14 protein-coding genes are annotated in these 19,837 nt (G+C 59.4%); 9 read left to right on the top strand and 5 right to left on the bottom strand.

Annotation, left to right across the window (positions count from 1 at the left end):
- Positions 1-58 precede the first annotated feature (58 nt).
- Both HPY64_00675 and HPY64_00670 read right to left on the bottom strand, forming a co-directional pair.
- Complete coding sequence (locus HPY64_00675) at positions 59-2,065, bottom strand: phosphotransferase (protein ID NPV65639.1); 2,007 nt, start codon at positions 2,063-2,065, stop codon at positions 59-61.
- Between the two features lie 6 nt (positions 2,066-2,071).
- Positions 2,072-2,422: an FHA domain-containing protein gene (locus HPY64_00670; protein NPV65638.1), complete on the bottom strand. Its 351-nt coding sequence runs from the start codon at positions 2,420-2,422 to the stop codon at positions 2,072-2,074.
- A gap of 139 nt (positions 2,423-2,561) precedes the next feature.
- On the opposite strand from HPY64_00670, the gene galE reads away from it, so the two are divergent.
- The 3 genes from galE to HPY64_00655 are packed head-to-tail and all read left to right on the top strand — an operon-like array spanning position 2,562 to position 5,962.
- The gene (gene galE / locus HPY64_00665) at positions 2,562-3,563 is read left to right on the top strand and encodes a UDP-glucose 4-epimerase GalE (protein NPV65637.1); all 1,002 of its coding nucleotides are present in this window, start codon (positions 2,562-2,564) and stop codon (positions 3,561-3,563) included.
- Positions 3,564-3,611: 48 nt separating this feature from the next.
- Positions 3,612-4,781 carry a glycosyltransferase family 4 protein gene (locus HPY64_00660; GenBank protein ID NPV65636.1) on the top strand — a complete coding sequence of 390 codons (1,170 nt, stop codon included), beginning with the start codon at positions 3,612-3,614 and terminating at the stop codon, positions 4,779-4,781.
- Positions 4,778-5,962, top strand: a complete 1,185-nt coding sequence (locus HPY64_00655; protein NPV65635.1) for a hypothetical protein — start codon at positions 4,778-4,780, stop codon at positions 5,960-5,962. Before HPY64_00660 ends, HPY64_00655 begins: the two co-directional genes overlap by 4 nt.
- A 47-nt stretch (positions 5,963-6,009) precedes the next feature.
- Here HPY64_00655 and HPY64_00650 read toward each other — a convergent pair whose 3' ends face one another.
- The 3 genes from HPY64_00650 to nifJ form a co-directional block, all read right to left on the bottom strand.
- Positions 6,010-6,981, bottom strand: a complete 972-nt coding sequence (locus tag HPY64_00650) for a GDP-L-fucose synthase (protein NPV65634.1) — start codon at positions 6,979-6,981, stop codon at positions 6,010-6,012.
- Between the two features lie 36 nt (positions 6,982-7,017).
- Positions 7,018-7,749, bottom strand: coding sequence for a metallophosphoesterase family protein (locus HPY64_00645; GenBank protein NPV65633.1), 732 nt, complete (start codon positions 7,747-7,749; stop codon positions 7,018-7,020).
- Positions 7,750-7,931: 182 nt separating this feature from the next.
- Positions 7,932-11,498: a pyruvate:ferredoxin (flavodoxin) oxidoreductase gene (gene nifJ / locus HPY64_00640; protein ID NPV65632.1), complete on the bottom strand. Its 3,567-nt coding sequence runs from the start codon at positions 11,496-11,498 to the stop codon at positions 7,932-7,934.
- A gap of 225 nt (positions 11,499-11,723) precedes the next feature.
- Here nifJ and HPY64_00635 point away from each other — a divergent pair, with 225 nt between their 5' ends.
- The 6 genes from HPY64_00635 (at position 11,724) to treS (ending at position 19,816) form a co-directional block, all read left to right on the top strand.
- Entirely contained in the window at positions 11,724-12,710 is a 987-nt protein-coding gene (locus tag HPY64_00635) for a dihydroorotate dehydrogenase-like protein (protein NPV65631.1), read from the top strand.
- Positions 12,711-12,948: 238 nt separating this feature from the next.
- Positions 12,949-13,989, top strand: coding sequence for a LacI family DNA-binding transcriptional regulator (locus tag HPY64_00630; GenBank protein NPV65630.1), 1,041 nt, complete (start codon positions 12,949-12,951; stop codon positions 13,987-13,989).
- 116 nt (positions 13,990-14,105) lie between these two features.
- The gene (locus tag HPY64_00625; protein NPV65629.1) at positions 14,106-15,413 is read left to right on the top strand and encodes an ABC transporter substrate-binding protein; all 1,308 of its coding nucleotides are present in this window, start codon (positions 14,106-14,108) and stop codon (positions 15,411-15,413) included.
- 835 nt (positions 15,414-16,248) lie between these two features.
- Positions 16,249-17,268: a sugar ABC transporter permease gene (locus HPY64_00620; GenBank protein ID NPV65628.1), complete on the top strand. Its 1,020-nt coding sequence runs from the start codon at positions 16,249-16,251 to the stop codon at positions 17,266-17,268.
- Entirely contained in the window at positions 17,265-18,113 is an 849-nt protein-coding gene (locus tag HPY64_00615) for a carbohydrate ABC transporter permease (GenBank protein ID NPV65627.1), read from the top strand. Before HPY64_00620 ends, HPY64_00615 begins: the two co-directional genes overlap by 4 nt.
- A 95-nt stretch (positions 18,114-18,208) precedes the next feature.
- Positions 18,209-19,816 carry a maltose alpha-D-glucosyltransferase gene (gene treS / locus HPY64_00610; GenBank protein ID NPV65626.1) on the top strand — a complete coding sequence of 536 codons (1,608 nt, stop codon included), beginning with the start codon at positions 18,209-18,211 and terminating at the stop codon, positions 19,814-19,816.
- The last annotated feature ends 21 nt before the right edge of the window (positions 19,817-19,837 follow it).

Below are 19,837 nucleotides of genomic sequence, written 5' to 3'. Positions count from 1 at the left end.
GAGGCCGGGCATCGTCTGGCTGATGCTGTAATCTCCTGAGAGGTTACTTGCCACGGCGTCACACCGCGTCGTCTTCATCCGGGTTGAGATCGTCGCTGGCGCCCAGGGCATCCTGCATCCGCTGGCTGGAGAAGATATCCGTGACGCCGATGTTGAAATCGGTGGTGTCAACATCCGGGCTAGAGGCGGAAACGCCCTCACGCCCCATGGCCAGCGCCATGGCCAGTGCCGACACTAGAAATAGCAGTCGCCTGCCGGCCAAAGAGACGGTCTTCGCCCAGCGCATACCCCGCAGTGCGCAGAGTGCAAGCGCCACATAATACTCCCGCCAATCATCCGCCGTGGCCAGGCAATCCGCCACAATGTCACGGATCGCCACGATCGCCGTCAGGGCGTGAGACAGCGAATCAGTGGTCTGCCTCAGGCGGCGCGTCTGGCTGATCTCGAGCAGCAACGTGATAGCCGCCCAGACATCCACCCATTGCTCTGATCGGAGATGTGGCGCGATGTATTCACTCAACAGGCTGACTTCCAGAACAGCCCAATCGAAGAGGGTGTGACCCTCACGCGTCTGGGCAAAGTCGATCAGCCAGGCGTTGCCGCCAGGGCCAACCAGGATATTATGCACATGCAAATCCCCGTGAATCGTTGACAGCGAGCCGGTGATCTGCCGCTGCAATAGATTCGGGTAACGCCGCAACGGATTAGGCAACGAATAGTCAAAGCCTGTGGGCGCGGGCAATCGTTCCTGAGCGGGGTCAAAGTCCGGATCGAGATCAGCCACTTGCTGGAACAGCAGGTCGTCCCTCGTATACAACACACGGCCGACGATCTGCTCCACCACCGAGCCGCGGTGGTACATTCGCATCGCGTTCGCAATACCCCGTACCTCGACCTTGCCAGCCCGGAATTGAGCATCCGCCCCGGAACCGGCAATCAACTGAATGCCCTGCCGGTCGGGATAGAAATCCTCAACCGTAAATCCCTCAAGCGCCACCATCTCACCATGCTCATAGTGGCCGCGCCGGCTCCATTGCCCAAGCGGGGTCAGCCGTCGACGCGGTGTCCCCGCTTCAGGTACCGCTTCGATGACTAGCGCCGGCGGCAGCAGAAGCTCGTACTCCTGCCACACGCCAAACTGGTACCGTTGATGCTGTAACCACCAGGTCTCGCCAAATACTCGGAAGAGGCTGTTTCGCAGCAGCTCAGCCATCGCTTCTGGCCCCTGGTCGCGCCCATAGTCAGCCAGATCAATCGGTCCGGGTGCACCAGGTTCGCGGATAAACGTGTATTTCAGCCCGCCAAGCGTCGACTTCTCAACCAGCGTCGGATTGCCTACCACTCGCGCAGTCGTAGGAGGCAATGTATCACGGACAAAGGAGTCAAAACGCATCTTCTCGTAGAGAATAGCCTGCCGATCCGCCAGCTTGACAACGACTGCGGCCATAACCCGCCCATCGGGCTGGTAAGGAGTCGCTACCAGCACCCTGGCGCTGGAATAGCCGCCGTGGAGCTGGCGGTCAATCACGACCCGCCCATGCCCCGGAAACATCTGGCGGATAACTTCCAGCTCTTCGGCGTTAAGTATCACGCCGGTGTCCTGGATGTACACCGGCACCGACACCGATGGCGGCCGCTGATCCGCTGACCAGTTTGCCGCCACCACCTCCAGACGATCCAGATCAGCTTCCACCGCCATAAGCACGCGCACAGGCAGGCTATCCCCTTCACGCAGGATCGCCAGCAGCAGGTCACGCTCTGACGGCCCCTCCTCCCCTCTCTCCTTGGCAAGCTTGTGGGCCAGTTTCAGAACAGCCTGCAGACGGGGGGTTTCCCGGTATCCCGGCCAGAAGCGGCGATCATCTCCTTGACCCAGTTCCTGCCGCAACATGTAGCGCACAAAACGCGGCGCAAGCCCCTGTTCTTCCAGGGCACCGGCGGTGACACCGCCCTCAAGCCGCGTCAGCGCCATAAACAAATGTTCTACACCGATATAATAGTGTCTGGCGTTGGCCGACTCTTTGCGTGCCAGCGCCATGATCTCGTCGAATATCCTGGCAGACACGGCCCCTTACTCTTCCAGACGCAACCAGGTGCGTCCAACCCGAAAAAGCGTACCCGACTCAAGCGGGGTAGCGCCCTCTATTCGCTTCTTGCCCACATAGGTGCCGTTGCGACTGCCGGTATCCTCCAGCAGCCACCCGCCATCGGGCAGGCCAATCAACCGCGCGTGCAGACGAGAAACCTGGGTATCGAACTGCAGACACAGGTCACAGTCATCGCGGCGCCCCAGCGTGAGAATCCAGGTACCATTCGGCCCCGGACTGCCAGCCCCATCAGCACGCCGAAACTCGTATCGGCGTCCGTCATCCGGCCCGCTCATGATCGCTACCATTACGCACTGAACCGCTTGATCTGTCATTGCGAGTATCGTTGCCTGCCGCCACACTTATCCAACGCCACGCTGTCTTATTATAGCAGCAGTAGAATGGAGGCTTGGTATAGAAGGTTATCGCGGTAGAATACAGGCACGTTACTCTTCACCAGGAGTCTGGGAGCTTATGCACATTCTCGTCACCGGCGGTGCAGGCTACATTGGCTCAGTCACAGCCGCCTATTTCCTGCAGGCGGGGCACCGGGTCACTGTCTACGATAACCTGAGCTATGGCTACCGGGCTGCGGTCCCTGCTGACGCGAGCTTTATCCGGGGAGACGTTGGCGATCGCTCGGCGCTTGATGTGCTGTTTCAAAGCAGCGCTTTCGACGCCGTGGTGCACTTCGCCGCGTTCATCGAAGCCGGCGAGAGCATGGTTAATCCGGGCAAGTACTTCCGGAACAACGTCGTCAACACGCAAGCCCTTCTGGACACTATGCTTGCCCACAACGTCCGGCGGATCGTGTTCTCCTCTACAGCCGCTGTTTACGCCAGCAAAAACTCCCTGCTGGAAGAATCTGACCCGCTGTGTCCGGCCAATGTTTACGGCGAAACCAAGCTGATGATCGAGACTATGTTGCGCTGGTATGCCAGCCAGCTCGGTCTCCGCTACGCGGCGTTGCGCTATTTCAACGCCTGTGGAGCTATGCTGGGTGAAAATGGTCAGGCCATCAGGGGAGAGGCTCACCGCCCGGAAACACACCTGATTCCGTTGACGCTGCAGGTGCCGCTTGGGCAGCGCGCCAGCGTCAAGATTTTTGGCACGGACTACCCCACCCCCGATGGCACCTGCATCCGCGATTATGTGCACGTAGAAGACCTGGCGCAGGCGCATGTCCTGGCCCTTGAAGCGCTTGATGAGCGTCCAACCATGATTTACAACATTGGCAATGGTCGCGGTTACAGCGTCCGGGAAGTCATCAATGTCGCCCGCCAGGTCACCGGCATCGATTTTCCAGAAGAAGAAGCGCCGCGACGCGCCGGGGATGCGCCAATCCTGGTCGCTTCTTCCGAACGAATCATGCGGGAACTGGGATGGCAGCCCCGATATACTGCCCTGGAAGAGATCATCAGCAGCGCCTGGGCATGGCACAGCACACACCCTAACGGCTACACTGACCCTCTGTAATGTCGGCTGCCCTGTCCGGGCAAGATAGGGAAACGCGCCGGAACGATCATGCATATCGCACTCAGTGGCTGGTTCTGGGATCGTCCTGATACTGGTAGCGGACAGTACATCCGTTGCCTGCTCCATGCGCTGCGTGACCTGGCAACTGATGCGCATTTCACGTTGCTCCTCCCACCGCATATCAGGCAGGTAGAGGAACTTCCACCGGATGTGAGTCTGCTCCGGGTAGCCACGCCGATCGGCGGTCAGCTTGGCAAGGTCTGGTTTGAGCAGGTCAGCGTCCCCCGGGCTGCCCGCAGAGTCGCCGCCGACCTGCTCCACGTGCCCTACTGGGCACCGCCGCTCAGTGCCCCCGTACCAGTCGTGTCCACTATCCATGATGTGATCGCGCTGGCCATCCCTGCCTATCGCGGTGGGCCTCTGGCCCGCCTGTACACCGGTCTCGTGGTTGCCGGGGCGCAGGCAGCCGCGCACATCCTGACCGATTCGCAGGCCTCCAGAGAAGAGATCATCAACTGTCTCCGAATAGCCCCTGAAAAGGTATCAGTTGCCTGGCTCGCTACAGACAGGCGTTTTCATCCCCGGATCGACAACGAACACGACGCGGCAGTAGCTGAGAAGTACAGCCTTCCTGAACGCTTTGTCCTGTACCTGGGCGGCTATGACATCCGCAAGAACGTACACACCCTCCTGCTGGCATACACGTATGTTGTCGAGGCAATGGCGGATGAAGTGCCATTAGTTCTGGCTGGCCGGCCACCGAGCGCGTGGGGCACTACGCGCTTTCCGGATTTGCCTTCGTACATCGAGCAACTGGGGATAGGCGACTATGTGCGCTGGCTGGGAGAAATCGATGAACGAGACAAGCCTTCGCTGTACCGGCTGGCCGCGGTCGTTGCTTTTCCCAGTCGCTATGAGGGTTTTGGCCTGCCTCCGCTGGAGGCGATGGCCTGCGGCACTCCGCTGGTTGCCTGTGAGGCGTCGTCCATCCCGGAGATCGTGGGAGATGCCGGCTTTCTTGTCCCTCCAGATGACGCCCGTGGTATGGCCGGGGCTATCCTGAGCATTCTTGTCCAACCCGAACTGGCCGGTCAGCTACGCAATCTGGGCCTTAGCCGGGCCATGCAGTTTAGCTGGCGCAACACTGCGGAAGCTACCCTGGCGGTCTACCGCCAGGTCCTGGAGAGAACCGGCCACCAGCGCGGGGCGCAGCCATGACTCGCTGGTTTACCGTGGCACTGCTTGCCGGGATGGTCGCTGCCTGTCGCCCTATCGCGCCAACACCGGTCACCCAGACCAATCTGCTGCAATTCAACCAGACGGTAGAGCAATCTCTGATCGGCCCAGATGCCGAACAGAACTGGCTTTTCAGCGGGCAAAGCGGGCAACTGATCACCATCGCTCTCGAGGTCGTCGGACCGCCCCTGAGTCTGAGCCTGTATGGCCCATCAGGCGCTACCATCCCGATGCAGGTCAGTGATAGCGCCACCCCGGCCAGCCTGACCAGAGCCGCCAGGCTCCCTGAGACTGGCAGCTACCGGCTGGCGGTAGCCCTGAGGATTAGTGCTACTACCACCTACCGTCTGACCATTACCGAAGTCCAGCCGTTCTCAGCGACACCTACGCCAGTCTCGCTGGCAACCTCGGCGCCAGTGCCGGCGGAATCTCCCCTGGCGATGACGCCCCTGGTCACGGCCACCGGCGCGCCCCTGCGCGTCGGCTCCGGAGCGCGCCTGCAGCCCTACCGCCCGATTCGCGGCCAGATCGTCGACTTTGGAGCAACCGAACACTATACGATCCTCGCCCCGGCAGGCACGGTAGTGACCATTGGCGCATCGCACGTGCCCGGCAGCCCGGTTCGTCCTGCTCTTATGCTTTTCGCTCCCAGCGGCGATATCCTGGCCCGGAGTATCGAGATAGATACCCAGGCCATCATTGCCGGCATTCAGTTGCCTGTGACAGGAGCGTATGTCGTTTATGTCAGCGCTGTTGGTGACCAGGCCAGCGGACCGTATGATCTCGCTTTTGGCTACGGTGTTACATTCCGCGAAGTCGTACTGCCAGAGCCAGAGCCAGACCTTGTATACGCTGGAGTGCTGGAACTACCCTTCACCCGCGACATCTGGCCGATTCGGTTGACCATCGGCGACATCATCAGCGCAGCGGTAGTGGCGGATAACGCACGCTTCTCCCCGATCCTTACCCTGCTGTCTCCTGATGGTCAGCCGCTATACACCGGTCTAGAGGAGGAAGGCCGGGCGGCGCTGCGCCAGGTGATCGCCCCCCAGACCGGGCAATTCTACCTGGCTGTGGCACCCGCTGAGGGTTACCAGGGTGGCCCGTATACGCTGCTCTGGCAGTACAACGCCCGCGCGCCAACCCCACCGCCGGAGAACTAAGTCATACGCCCGGCTGGTATCCCCGCCGGGCGCCAAAGCAGAACAACTTACCGCACAACACCCTGGGCGCGTTCCTCCCGATACCAGGCGATGGTGCGCTGCAGCCCTTCCCGAAAACCAACCTTTGCCTGGAAGCCAAATCGTTCCCTCGCACGGGAGGTATCCAGCATCCGCCGCGGTTGCCCGCCAGGCTTGGAGGTATCCCAGTTGATCCGGCCTGTAAAGCCCGTCAACTCAGCAATCAGTTCAGCCAGATCGTGGATGCTGATCTCAAAGCCGGCGCCCAGATTGACCGGCTCGGGATCATTGTAATACGCCGTGGCCAGGGCGATTCCCCTGGCCGCGTCTTCGACATACAAGAACTCCCGTGTCGGCGTCCCATCTCCCCACAGGATGATCTCCTGCTCGCCGGCTTCCTGAGCATCCACAATCTTCTTGATAATCGCCGGAATCACGTGCGAGGACTCCGGATCGAAATTGTCTCCTGGACCGTATAGATTCACCGGCAGCAAATGGATGGCATTGTAGCCGTACTGCTGGCGGTAAGCCTGCCCCTGCACAAGCAGCATCTTCTTGGCCAGGCCATATGGCGCATTGGTTTCCTCGGGGTAGCCATCCCAGAGTGCTTCCTCACGGAATGGTACAGGTGTGTGCTTGGGGTATGAACAGATCGTCCCAACACTCACGAATTTCGGCACACCTGCCCGCCGGGCATATTCCATGAGCAACACGCCCATCATCAGGTTATCGTAGAAGAACGTGCCTGGATACTTGCGGTTCGCCCCGATTCCGCCTACCCTGGCCGCCAGATGCACAACTGCTGTTGCATCGGCAAAATCAGAGAAAAGGCGTTCAACAGTCGCCTGTTCGCGCAGGTCATACTCCGCACTTCGCACACGGTAGATCGCCCCGCATCCCAGCGCTTCCAGATGGGCGCACAGATGGCGACCCAGAAAACCATTTGCCCCGGTCACAATGATCCGTTGCGATGACCAGTCAAAGCTTGACCGATCAGGCATATCCCCCTCCACAATTGCTGCATACCACGAAAGCATCTACCAGCCATGCTCCAGCCGGACAACCAGCCGTTCAGGCATGTCAATGGCTGCCATGCGACGCTGCACTGAGGCCACATCGTAGGGAACACGCCGATGCTCAAAAAGTGCGCGCGCCACATCGAGGAAGGCGTAAGCTGCGTGGGGATTTGAATCGCGGGGTTGCCCGACTGACCCTGGATTGATGATCTGCCGCCGCCCATTCAACGACCGAGGCCTGTCATATACCGGCAACTGGGCCTCGGTATCACCACGCTCAGTGATCATCTCAAAAACAACCGGCGTGTGTGTGTGGCCAACAAGGCAATAAGGCGTTTCAAAGTGGGTGAAGTTCAATGTGGCAATCAGCGGATCCAGAATATATTCCCAGATTGGCTCCCGCGGACTGCCGTGAACCAGCGTATAAGGGCCAATGACAAACGTCGTTGGCAGAGCAGCTAGGTATTCCCGGTTGTCGGGACGGAGAGTTTCTGCCGTCCAGACCACAGCCTTGCGTGCATCAGTATTGAAGGTCCGCACATCCAGCCGACCCAGTGCTGCCCAGTCATGATTCCCGGCCAGACACAGATGCGGCAACGTTCGCAGCAGATCGATGCATTCATTGGGGTCCGGGCCATATCCGACGATGTCCCCCAGGCACCAGACAAAATCCCATTGCCCCCTGGCATCTTCCAGGACAGCCTGAAACGCCGTCAGATTGGCATGAATATCCGAGATCACCAGTACGCGCATGGCCGCCCCTTCTCGTCGCAGTGCCTCTCCGCTGCTGCGCCGCTGTTATACCATGCTTTCGCAGGCCTAGCTACCATCTTCCGCGCCATGCTTTCCCCCAGCCAATGAAATGGCACAGGTGCAAAAAGAAACTGCCTGTCGGTGGCACCGACAGGCAGTGGTTGTTGCGACGCCTGTAAGCTCTAGGCTTCAGCCAGCCGCTGGTATTGCTGCCAGCGCTCCAGGACATCCTGGTGAACCAGCTCGGCCAGCTTACTGGCGCGCTCTGGATCCGCTTTGCGCAGGATGTTGAAGCGGCCCTGCTTGTACATGAACTCCTCCAGCTGCTCGATATCCATCTTGGAATCCAGGCTGAAGGGATTCTTGCCCTGCTCCACCGCGGGGTTGTAGCGGTACAGCGGCCAGAAGCCCGATTCCACGGCTTCCTTCTGCACATCGAGGCCTTTCGCCATATCAATGCCATGAGCGATGCAGTGCGCGTAGGCGATGATCAGGGACGGCCCCGGATAGGCTTCGGCTTCGCGGAAGGCCCGGACGGTGTGGGTCATGTTGGCGCCCATAGCCACCTGGGCAACATAGACGTTACCGTAGCTCATCGCCATCATACCCAGGTCCTTCTTGCGAGCCGGCTTGCCCGCCGCAGCGAACTTGGCCACTGCAGCGCGCGGCGTAGCCTTGGAAGCCTGCCCGCCGGTGTTGGAGTAGACGGCCGTATCAAGCACCAGGATATTCACATTCGCCCCGGATGCCAGCACGTGATCCAGACCGCCGTAGCCGATATCGTAGGCCCAGCCATCGCCACCGATGATCCAAACACTCTTGGTCACCAGGTAGTCGGCCACCGACAGAAGCTGCTGGGCCAGTTTGCTGCCATCCTTGGCCAGCAACGCTTTAAGCTGCTCAACACGGGCACGCTGCGCTTCAATGCCTTCCTGTTCGCTCTGGTCAGCGTCACGGATAGCCGTCAGCAGCTCCTGTTGGCCCGGCAGTGCCTGGATCGCTCTGTCCAGAAGTTCGAAGGCATACTGAGTCAGCTTGTCGACCGTCAACCGCATGCCCATGCCAAACTCGGCGTTGTCCTCAAATAGCGAGTTCGACCAGGCCGGGCCACGGCCATCTGCCCTCGTGGTGTAAGGTGTAGTCGGCAGGTTGCCGCCGTAGATCGATGAGCAGCCGGTTGCGTTGGCGATCAGAACGCGGTCGCCAAACAACTGCGTCATCAGCTTGATGTAGGGCGTTTCCCCACAACCCGCGCAGGCGCCGGAGAACTCAAACAGCGGGCGCAGCAGCTGCGAACCTTTGACGCTGAAACGGCTAAACAGCGACGGGTCAGTATCCGGAATAGAGAGGAAGTAGGCGAAGTTCTCGGCCTCAGCCTCCCGCAGTGGCGCCTGCGGAGCCATGTTAATGGCCTTCTTGTCGGTCTTAACGCCGTTGACCTTCTCGAAGGCGGGACAGGCCTCCACGCACAGCGAGCAACCCGTGCAGTCCTCTGGCGCCACCTGAACCGTGAACTTCATCCCCGCAAACTGACGCCCGGTCGCATCCACAGACTTGAACGTCTTGGGCGCATTGCCGTTGGCATAGGAAGCATCGTACACCTTGGTGCGGATTGCCGCATGCGGGCACACAAACGAACACTGGTTACACTGGATGCAGATGTCCGGCTCCCAGACGGGGATTTCCGAAGCGATATTGCGCTTCTCATACTTGGTCGTCCCCACCGGGAAAGTGCCATCCACCGGCATAGCCGAGACTGGCAACCAGTCCCCCCTTCCGGCGATGATCTCTGCCGTCACCTTGCGCACGAATTCCGGTGCATCATCCGGCACAGGCGGAGCGATCCTAATCGTGCTGGTAGCCTTGGCCGGCACCTTGACTTCCTGGATACGCTCTTTGGCAATCGCGGCAGCGCGGACATTCATCTCCACGACCGCCTTGCCCTTCTTGCCATAGGTGTCTTCGATAGCCAGCTCGATCATGCGCTGCGCTTCGTCCTCCGGAAGCACACCGGAGATCGCGAAATAAGCCGCCTGCATCGTGGTATTGATGCGCCCACCGAGGCCGAGCGATTTGGCAATCCCCAGCGCATCGATGACGTAAAACTTGGCCTTCTTCTCGATCAGGGCTTCCTGCACTTCACGCGGCAGATGATCCCAGACTTCGTCAGCGCCGTAGGGGCTGTTCAGCAGGAACGTGCCGCCTTCCTTGAGCGCGCTGAGCATCTCATACCGCTCCAGGAAGCTGAAGTTGTGGCAGGCCAGGAAGTTGGTCTTCTGTACCAGGTAAGGGCTGCGGATGGGATGTTTGCTGAAGCGCAGGTGCGAAACAGTGCGCGTGCCAGCCTTCTTCGAATCGTAGACGAAGTAGCCCTGCGTGTAGTAGTCGGTCGCTTCGCCGATGATCTTGATCGTGTTCTTGTTCGCGCCAACCGTACCATCAGAGCCGAGGCCCCAGAACACAGCCGTATGCACGCCAGCCGGTTCGCTGGACCAGCTATCGTCCCATTCCAGGCTGGTGCCAGCCACATCATCGATGATGCCGATGGTGAAGTGATTCTTGGGCCTGTCGGCAGCCAGGTTGTCAAACACCGCCTTGGCCATGCCAGGATTAAATTCCTTGGAACCCAGGCCATAGCGCCCGCCCACAATCAGCGGTGACTTACTGAGCACGCCTTCCTCAACCGCTTCGTCAACCGCCGCACGGACATCCAGGTACAACGGCTCGCCGGTCGCGCCGGGTTCCTTGGTGCGGTCAAGCACGGCGATCTTCTTGACGGTCTTGGGGAGAGCGGCCACAAATGCCCGGTTGTCAAACGGCCGGTACAGCCGCACTTTGACCAGGCCTACCTTCTCGCCATCGGCTTGCAGCTTCTCGACAACCTCGTGGACCGTCTCCGCGCCAGACCCCATCACCACGATCACGCGTTCAGCGTCAGGTGCGCCGACATAATCGAACAGGTGATACTGGCGGCCCGTGAGTCTGGCCAGATCATTCATGCACTGCTGCACAACCTCAGCGGCCAGCAAATAGTAGCGATTGACCGTCTCGCGCCCCTGGAAGTACACATCGGGGTTCTGAGCCGTGCCACGAATCACCGGGCGATCTGGGCTAAGCGCGCGTGCGCGATGGGCTGCCAGAGCCTCTTCGTCGATCATCGCCCGCATCGTGTCCTGGCTCAGTTCTTCAACCTTCTGAATCTCATGCGACGTGCGGAAGCCATCGAAGAAGTGGACAAACGGCACACGCGCCTTAAGCGTCGCCGCATGCGCAATCAGCGCAAAGTCCATGGCTTCCTGGACATTATTGGACGCCAGCATGGCGAAGCCGGTAGAACGGGCTGCCATCACATCCGAATGATCGCCAAAAATGGACAATCCCTGCGCCGCCAGCGAGCGCGCTGCCACATGGAAGACCGTAGGTGTCAGCTCCCCGGCGATCTTGTACATGTTGGGGATCATCAGGAGCAGACCCTGCGAAGCCGTGAAAGTGGTCGTGAGTGCCCCGGTTGTCATCGCACCGTGCACCGCACCAGCCGCGCCGCCTTCCGACTGCATTTCAACCACAGTCGGCACAGTCCCCCAGATATTCGTCTCGTTGTTGGCCGATTTCTCATCGGCCAGTTCGCCCATTGGAGAGGAAGGCGTGATCGGATAGATCGCGATGACTTCGCTCAGTGCATGGGCAACATGAGCCGCCGCCGTATTGGCATCAATGGTGACGATCCGGCGCGCTTCTTGATCAGCCATGATTACCCTTCCTAGCTGCTAGACACAGTAGTCCATATTCGGCCCTAGGGTAACATGGCGATCCAGATCTCATAAGTGAATAACAGCATGAGTTTGGTGTCAGTTATCACTTATCTTCTCCCCTGCACAGTTATAGGGTAGAATTGGCCTGGAATAACTTCGATCACCTACAGAACCGGCAGTTATTGGCAGCAACATCTGTTTCCGCAAAGAGGAGAAAGATTGATGGCTGACCTCAAGACTACTTACATGGGCATCCCCCTCAGAAGCCCGGTGATGGTAGCCGCCAGCTCCGTTTCCAGCTACGTCGACCGTGTGCAGATGGCGGAAAGCGCCGGTGCTGGTGGGCTGGTTATCCGCTCCCTGTTTGAAGAGCAGATCTCCCTGGATCAGTGGCGGATGGAAGAAGCGCTCGCCATCGGAGCTGAGAGCTTCGCCGAAGCGGTGTCCTACTTCCCAAAGGTGGAACACGGCGGGATTAAGGAACACCTGATGTGGGTGGAAAAGACACGCAAGGCTGTCACCATGCCTATCTTCGCCAGCCTGAATGCCGTCTCACCAGGAGCCTGGACTACCTATGCACGGCAACTGGCTGATACCGGCGTCAACGGCCTGGAAATCAACGTCTATGCCGTACCTGCCGACCCGAATCAACCCGGCAGCGTCATCGAGCAGCAGCTTTACGATGTCATTGAAGCCATCAGGAAAGAGGTCTCACTGCCTATCGCGGTGAAACTCAGCCCGTTCTATACTGCCCCGGCCAATGTCGTCAAAGAACTGGAAAAGCGCGGGGTGAACGCGATAGTGATCTTCAACCGCTTCCTCCAGCCGGATATCGATCCAGACACCGAATCCCTCATCAACGAAATGGTCCTCAGCACCCCTGCCGAGTTGAAAGTACCCCTGCGTTGGGCGGCGCTGCTCTATGGCCGCACCAGCCTTGATATTGCTGTCAACACCGGTGTACACACCGGACGCGACGTCATCAAAGCGCTCCTGGCCGGTGCAACGGTTGTACAGGTCGCCGCAACACTGTTGAAAAACGGGATTCCCTACATCTCTACGATGCTGCTGGACATCCAGAACTGGATGGAGGAAAAAGGCTACACCACCCTGCCTGACTTCCGGGGCAAGCTCAGCCAGAGGAATTGCGATGATCCCTTCGCCTTTGAGCGGGCCCAGTACGTCAAACTGCTCAGCGGCGCGCACTGATCCACCACCACGACCAGTTTCCGATCAGAGCATACAGAACGTGTCCGGTCGTATGACCGGACACGTTCGTTCTTTGCATCATCATGCTAATATAGTCATCTTGCCCAGACATCCTGCCAGTAGATGCACAACAATTTACTTGACACCACACCCACTCAGGCGTATAGTGAAAAGTAACGCGGTTTAGTAACGCGCTTCACCTGATCGCTCTGTAGTGACGACTTCACATAGGGTCAGGATGTCCGGTAAACGGGTAACCATGCAGCAGGTGGCCGATGAAGCGGGCGTGTCACGGACGACGGTTTCTTTCGTCCTCAACAACACGCCCAATGTGAACATTTCCGCCGCAACACGCGCCCGCGTCTGGCAGGCCGTCGCTAACCTCAATTATGCCCGTACCTTTGCTGCTCGTTCACTGGCTACCGGACGATCGCAGACGATAGCGTTTATCTTGCGTCAGATGCCCGACGAACTGCTGGTGAACGCGTTCCTGGGCGGTTTGCTGAGCGGCGTGACTCAGGCCATCAGCGCTGATAACTACCGCCTGTTGTTTGAGACCGCCGGGCATGATGCTTCTGCTGGCACGTATACGGAACTGGTGCGCACCCAGCGCGTCGATGGCCTCATCATCTCCGGGCCGGTGGTGGATGATACCGAACTGCGGGGCCTGCACCGCGAGAACGTGCCGATCGTCGTCAACGGCAAGCCAGATTTTGAGGAACTCTATAGCGTTGATGTTGACAACGTCGCCAGCGCCCGAACTGCCGTACAGCACCTGATTGATCTCGGCCACCGCCGCATTGCCCACATCACCAACGGCCCGCTCAATTACACCGCCAGCAGCGATCGCTTGGAAGGATACCGGCAGGGGCTGCTCAACGCAGGGCTACCCTGCGAAGATCGCTATGTTCAGGTCAATCCGACCTTCACCGACCAGGGCGGTTACGAGGCGATGCGCCGCCTCCTTGACCTGCCGGAGCGGCCAACCGCCGTATTCGCTGCCAGCGATGTTGTCGCTTTCGGGGCCATCAGAGCTATTCAGGAAGCAGGCTTGCGCATCCCAACCGATATCTCCATCGTGGGTTTCGATGACATCCCGCTGGCCAGTTACCTGGCGCCTGGTCTGACGACGATTCACATCCCGGTTATCCAGCTCGGTGTGCGCGCCGGCGAGATGCTGATGCAGCTGATCCAGGGTGACACCCCTGTGCCGCGTCGTGTTCTGCTGGAAACCCGTCTCGTTATCCGCCACTCGACGGCGCCTTTACAGGAATCGTGACATCCGATTTTTAGTTTTTCGATTACGATAAAGGAAAGGGGGTTACGAGCATCTGGTGAGACTTGCACTCTCAACTATTGACGTCCTGACATCTGCATCTTTTTGAGGAGCTAAACATGCGCAAACTAACCGCCCTTCTCCTGGTAGTGATGCTGGTCATGGCTGCCTTTCCCGTCGCTGTGACCGCCCAGGAACCTGAGATCAAGTGCTTTACCGACGAAGAAGCAACTGTCGTGGTAGCTGCTGGCGCCGTGGGCCAGGAACTTGAACTGACCCGCGCCGGCGCCGAGCGCTTCATGGAAGCCTGCCCCAACATCACCGTGACTGTTCTGGAAACGCCCGACATGGTACAGGATCGTCTGGGCTTCTACCTGCAGCTCTTTGAGGCCCAGAGTGGCGATGTCGACGTTTTCCAGATCGACGTGATCTGGCCCGGTGACCTGGCTGAGCACCTGATCGACCTCACCCCCTATCTGACCGAGGAGGAGATCGCCGCTCACTTCCCGGCCATCATCCAGAACAACACGGTGAATGGCGCGCTGGTCGGCATTCCGTGGTTCACTGATGCCGGTCTGCTCTACTATCGCACCGACCTTCTGGAGAAGTATGGCTTTGACGCCCCACCCGCGACCTGGGACGAACTGACCGAAATGGCTCAGGTCATCCAGGACGGCGAACGTGCCGCGGGCAATGCTGAATTCTGGGGCTTTGTATGGCAGGGCAATGCCTACGAAGGCCTGACCTGCGACGCACTGGAGTGGCAGTACAGCGAGAGCGACACCCAGATCGTCAACCCCGAAACTGGCGAGATCGAGGTCAACAATGAGGCGACCATCGCCGCCTTCGAGCGCGCCGCCAGCTGGGTGGGCACCATCAGTCCTGATGGTGTGACAAGCTACGCTGAAGAAGATGCTCGCGCGGTCTGGCAGGCTGGTAATGCTGCCTTCATGCGCAACTGGCCGTATGCCTACAGCCTCGGTAACGCCGACGACAGCCCGATCAAGGGCCTGTTCGATGTCGCTCCGCTGCCCTTCGGCGCCAGCGGGCACGGCGCGGCCACCCTGGGCGGCTGGCAGCTGGCTGTCTCCAAGTACTCCAAGAATCCAGATGCTGCCGCGGCTGTGGCTGTCTACCTGGCCAGCGCTGCGGAACAGAAGATCCGTGCAGTACAGGGGTCGTTCAACCCGACGATCATGTCACTCTACGAGGATGAGGAAGTCCTGGCCGCCGCACCGTTCTTCGGCAGCCTGTATGACGTCTTCATCAACGCCGTAGCCCGTCCGTCGACCCTGTCCGCTCCGAATTACAACGCCGTCTCGACCGCCTACTTCACCGCCGTGCACAGCATCCTGACCGGCGAACAGGACGCCGCGGTCGCCCTGGAACTGCTCGAACTGGATCTGGCGGATCTCCTTGGCAAATAACCGCCGGGGGATCGTCAAGTCCTGACTCGCTGCTGAACATGCGTCTGGGGGTAGGTCACCCTACCCCCAGATCAGTTACGGACCCTGCCAACAAGCGGGCCACAGGCATACAGTCTGGCCCGGAAGACTACGTGCAAGCTGGCAGGATAAGGTGTGTTGCTTCGCCTGAGCCAATATTAACCATTTGTACGCTAAAGAACACTGCCGGGGCTATGTGCCGCGAAAGTCCTCCCGCAGGAGGGAGCGAATGGTAACCAGAACCCCCAAACATCCCCTGGAAGATATCGACGAACCCGTCACCCCGTCACTGGAGCGTATGCGCTCCCCCACAGATATCGAAGCGGTTGCCATCGAGTTGATCAGTGGTCTGTTTATCCTGATTGGTCTGGGGGCGTTTGCCCTGCTTTTCGTCAGCATCAACAGCGACACGACCATCCAGGCTATCACACAGGGCCGGTCAGAGCAATCGCTCATTCTGGCGTTTCTGGACAGTTTCGGCATTGTCGTGCCGATCCTGATTCTGGTGCTCGGCAGTTTACTGATCTGGCTGGGCGTCAGGCTGCGCCAGCGTGGGATCACCGCCGCACGCTGGGCACAACTCGCCCTGGTCTGGCTGTCGGTAGGCGTAGCGGTGCTGGGTCTGAGCGCCTTCTATAATGCAGGCCGGCCAACGCTGGCCCTGACAGACACGGGCTTCAAATGGACTGAAGCGCTGGGGGCGGTGATCCCCCATGCGGTTGTCCTGATCATCCTGCTGGTTGCTCTGCGCTGGCTCAGCCGGCTTCTCAACGTGATCTTCGAGGGCGACGAGACCCTTACTGCCCGCGATACCCGCATGGCCTGGAACCTGCTGATCCCCACGCTGGTCGTCCTGATCGTGGTTGCCGCTCGCCCTCTGGAAGAAACGTTTATCACCAGCCTGACCGACAAACGCTTCGCCGGCACTCAAACGGTCAACTTCGTCGGCCTGAACAATTACGCCAGGCTGCTCAGCTTCCGGCTGGATATCGTACCCTGCCGCCTGAATGAAGAGACCAATACCTGTGCCATAGACACAACTGGCGCAGTGCGCTGGGAGATGATCGATCGGGAATTGTTGCGGCAGGGCTTCCGTCCCGTGTCAACCATTGACCTTGGCGGCGGGCGCGGTCTGACCGTAAGCGCTATAGACGCCAGCTTTATTTCCAGCGCGGGCAACACGCTGTTCTTCACCGTTGTGTCCGTCTTGCTGGAGCTGATACTGGGTCTGTTTGTGGCAATGGTGGTCAATTCCAAGTTCCGTGGCCGCGGTCTGATGCGCGCCGCCATGCTGGTGCCCTGGGCCATCCCCACCGTGATCTCGGCCCGCCTCTGGGAGATCATGTTGCGTGATAACCAGTCCGGCATCCTGAACAAGATGCTGGTTGACCTCGGTATCTTCTCCCAATCGCAGGCCTGGCTGGCTAACCCCGATATTCAGCTCTGGTCGCTCATCCTGGTGGATGTCTGGAAGACCACCCCCTTCATGGCCCTGTTGCTGCTGGCCGGTCTGCAGACCATTCCGGAAGACCTGTACGAAGCCGCCTCCGTGGACGGAGCTAACCGCGTCCGGCAGTTCTTCGCGGTCACCATCCCCTTGCTGCGACCGACCATCGCCGTAGCGCTGGTCTTCCGCACACTGGACGCCCTGCGTGTCTTCGATGTCTTCAACGTCCTGCTGGGGCGGCGCAAGCTCTCCATGGCCACTTACAACTTTGAAACCCTTGTCCAGAATCAGGATGGCGGCTACGCCTCTGCGATCGGGGTAATCATCTTCATCCTGATCTTCATCTTCGCCGTCATCTATGTACGCACACTGGGGGTGGAGACAGAATGACAGCCAAAGCGTTACGCCACCTGTTGGGGCGTGCAGGATTCTGGTTGCTGGTGATCGTCATTGCCGCCTACACGCTGTTCCCTTTCTACTGGGCGCTCAACTCGTCGTTCAAGAGCGAACAGGAGATTATGGAGCCAGCTTCGTACCTGCCGCGTAACCCGACACTGGTCAATTATCAGGGCGTTTTCCAGAATGATGAGTTCATCCGCGCTCTGGGTAACTCCGCCGTCGTCTCAGCGACGACGGTTCTCCTGGCCTTGGTAGTCGGCTCGTTTGCGGCCTACGCACTGGGTCGCCTGCGGTTTCGCGGGCGCACCGCCATGCTGTACGCGGTGCTCTCCATGACTATGTTCCCGCAGATTTCTGTCCTTTCGGGACTGTTTAGCATCGTCAGAGACCTGGGTGTCTTCGGATCGCAACTGTCCCTGATCATCTCGTACCCGATCTTCACCCTGCCCTTCACCGTCTGGGTGCTCACCAGCTTCTTCCGGGGCCTGCCAAAGGAGATCGAACAGGCGGCGCTGGTTGACGGGGCAACCACCTTTCAGACTTTCCGCATGATCCTCCTCCCGCTGACCGCTCCTGCCCTGGTGACAACCGGCCTGCTGGCCTTCATTGCCGCCTGGAATGAATACCTGTTCGCGCTGACCTTCACCATGACTAACCCGAGCGCGCGCACTGTCCCGGTTGCCATAGCGCTGTTCTCTGGCCGGATCGCCCGCGAAGAGCCGATCGCCGAGGTCATGGCGGCGGCCATGGTGGTCACACTGCCGCTGCTAGCCCTGGTGTTGATCTTCCAGAACCGCATTGTCGCCGGCCTGACCGCTGGCGCGGTCAAAGGGTAGCTGGAACGGTTCGAAGGCTGCTGTATAATCGGTCACCGGCACCTCCTCCGCTGGAATGTGCCGGTGTTTTTCTGCAATAAGGAAGTCAAAGCCCTATGGCCTGGTACACCAACGCAGTCTTTTATGAGCTTTATCCCCGCGCTTTCGCCGATGGCAACGGCGACGGTTGGGGCGATTTCGCCGGGATTCTGGAACGGCTGGACTATCTGGAATGGCTGGGCGTGGATTGCATCTGGATCACGCCGATCTATCCCTCACCGCTCAAGGATGACGGCTATGACATTTCCAGTTACTACGGTATCCACCCTAACTATGGGACAATCGAGGAGTTCCGCCTGGTTGTCGATGAAGTGCACCGACGCGGGATGCACCTCATCCCCGATCTGGTGATGAATCATACGTCGGATCAACATCCCTGGTTCCGGATCGCCCGCCAGTCGCGCCAGTCACGCTTGCGCGATTACTACGTCTGGAGCGATACACCTGCTCGCTACGCCGACGCCCGCATCATTTTCCTGGATACTGAAACCTCCAACTGGGCGCTCGATCCTGTTAGCCAGCAATACTACTGGCACCGCTTCTATAGCAGCCAGCCTGACCTGAACTATGACAGCCCGGCAGTGCAGCAGGCGATGCTGGATGTCATCAAGTACTGGCTTGATCTGGGGGTCGATGGCTTCCGCGTGGATGCCGTACCGTATCTGTTTGAGCGGGAGGGCACCAACTGCGAGAACTTACCCGAAACGCATGAGTACTGCAAGCGCATCCGGCGCTTCATGGACGATCACTATCCAGGTACAATTCTACTCGCTGAAGCCAACCAGTGGCCGCGTGACACCCTACCCTATTTTGGCAATGGCGACGAATTCCACATGAATTTCCACTTCCCTCTCATGCCCCGCCTGTATATGGCGCTGGCCCGCCAGGACCGCACAGCAATCGTGAACATCCTCGCCGAAACCCCGGAAATCCCCCCTGGCTGCCAGTGGGGAACCTTCCTGCGCAACCACGATGAGCTAACCTTGGAGATGGTCACCCCGGAAGAGCGTGAATTCTTGTGGAACACCTACGCTCCGGAACCGCGTATGCGCCTCAACCTGGGCATCCGCCGCCGGTTGGCGCCGTTGATGAACAATGATCGCCGCAAAATCCTGCTCATGTATTCGATGCTGTTCACACTACCCGGCACGCCAGTGCTGTACTACGGTGACCAGATCGGGATGGGTGATAACATCCATCTGCCCGATCGCAACGGAGTCCGCACTCCCATGCAATGGGACTCTGGACCCAATGCCGGGTTCTCCAGTGCACCCTCGCACCAGCTCTATGCGCCGGTAATCGATGATGACGTCTATGGCTACCGCCGCGTCAACGTTGCCGCCCAGAAGGCAGACCCAGACTCGCTCCTCAACCGTATCCGCCACATGATTCACGTTCGCAAACAACAGCCTGCCCTGGCCGAAGGGAAGCTCCAGTGGGTTGAGAACGCCCCTCTGTCGACTCTGGTCTTCTGGCGCACCAGCCCTGATCAGAATCTGCTGATCCTGCACAATTTAGCAGATACAACCGCTAGGCTATCCCTCCCCTCCACAATGCCTGCCCTGGCCACGGACATCCTGACCGGGGAACAGATCGCGACAGACGAACCACTGAGCCTTTCCCCATACGCGTTTCGCTGGCTGGCGCCCGCCCCTGGCGCATAGAGCCGGTAAGAAGTGGGACGG

Source organism: Anaerolineae bacterium (genome assembly GCA_013178165.1).
GTDB lineage: Bacteria > Chloroflexota > Anaerolineae > Aggregatilineales > Ch27 > Ch27.
Note: the sequence above shows the minus strand (reverse complement) of the source record. Positions and strands in the feature narration are given on the sequence as shown.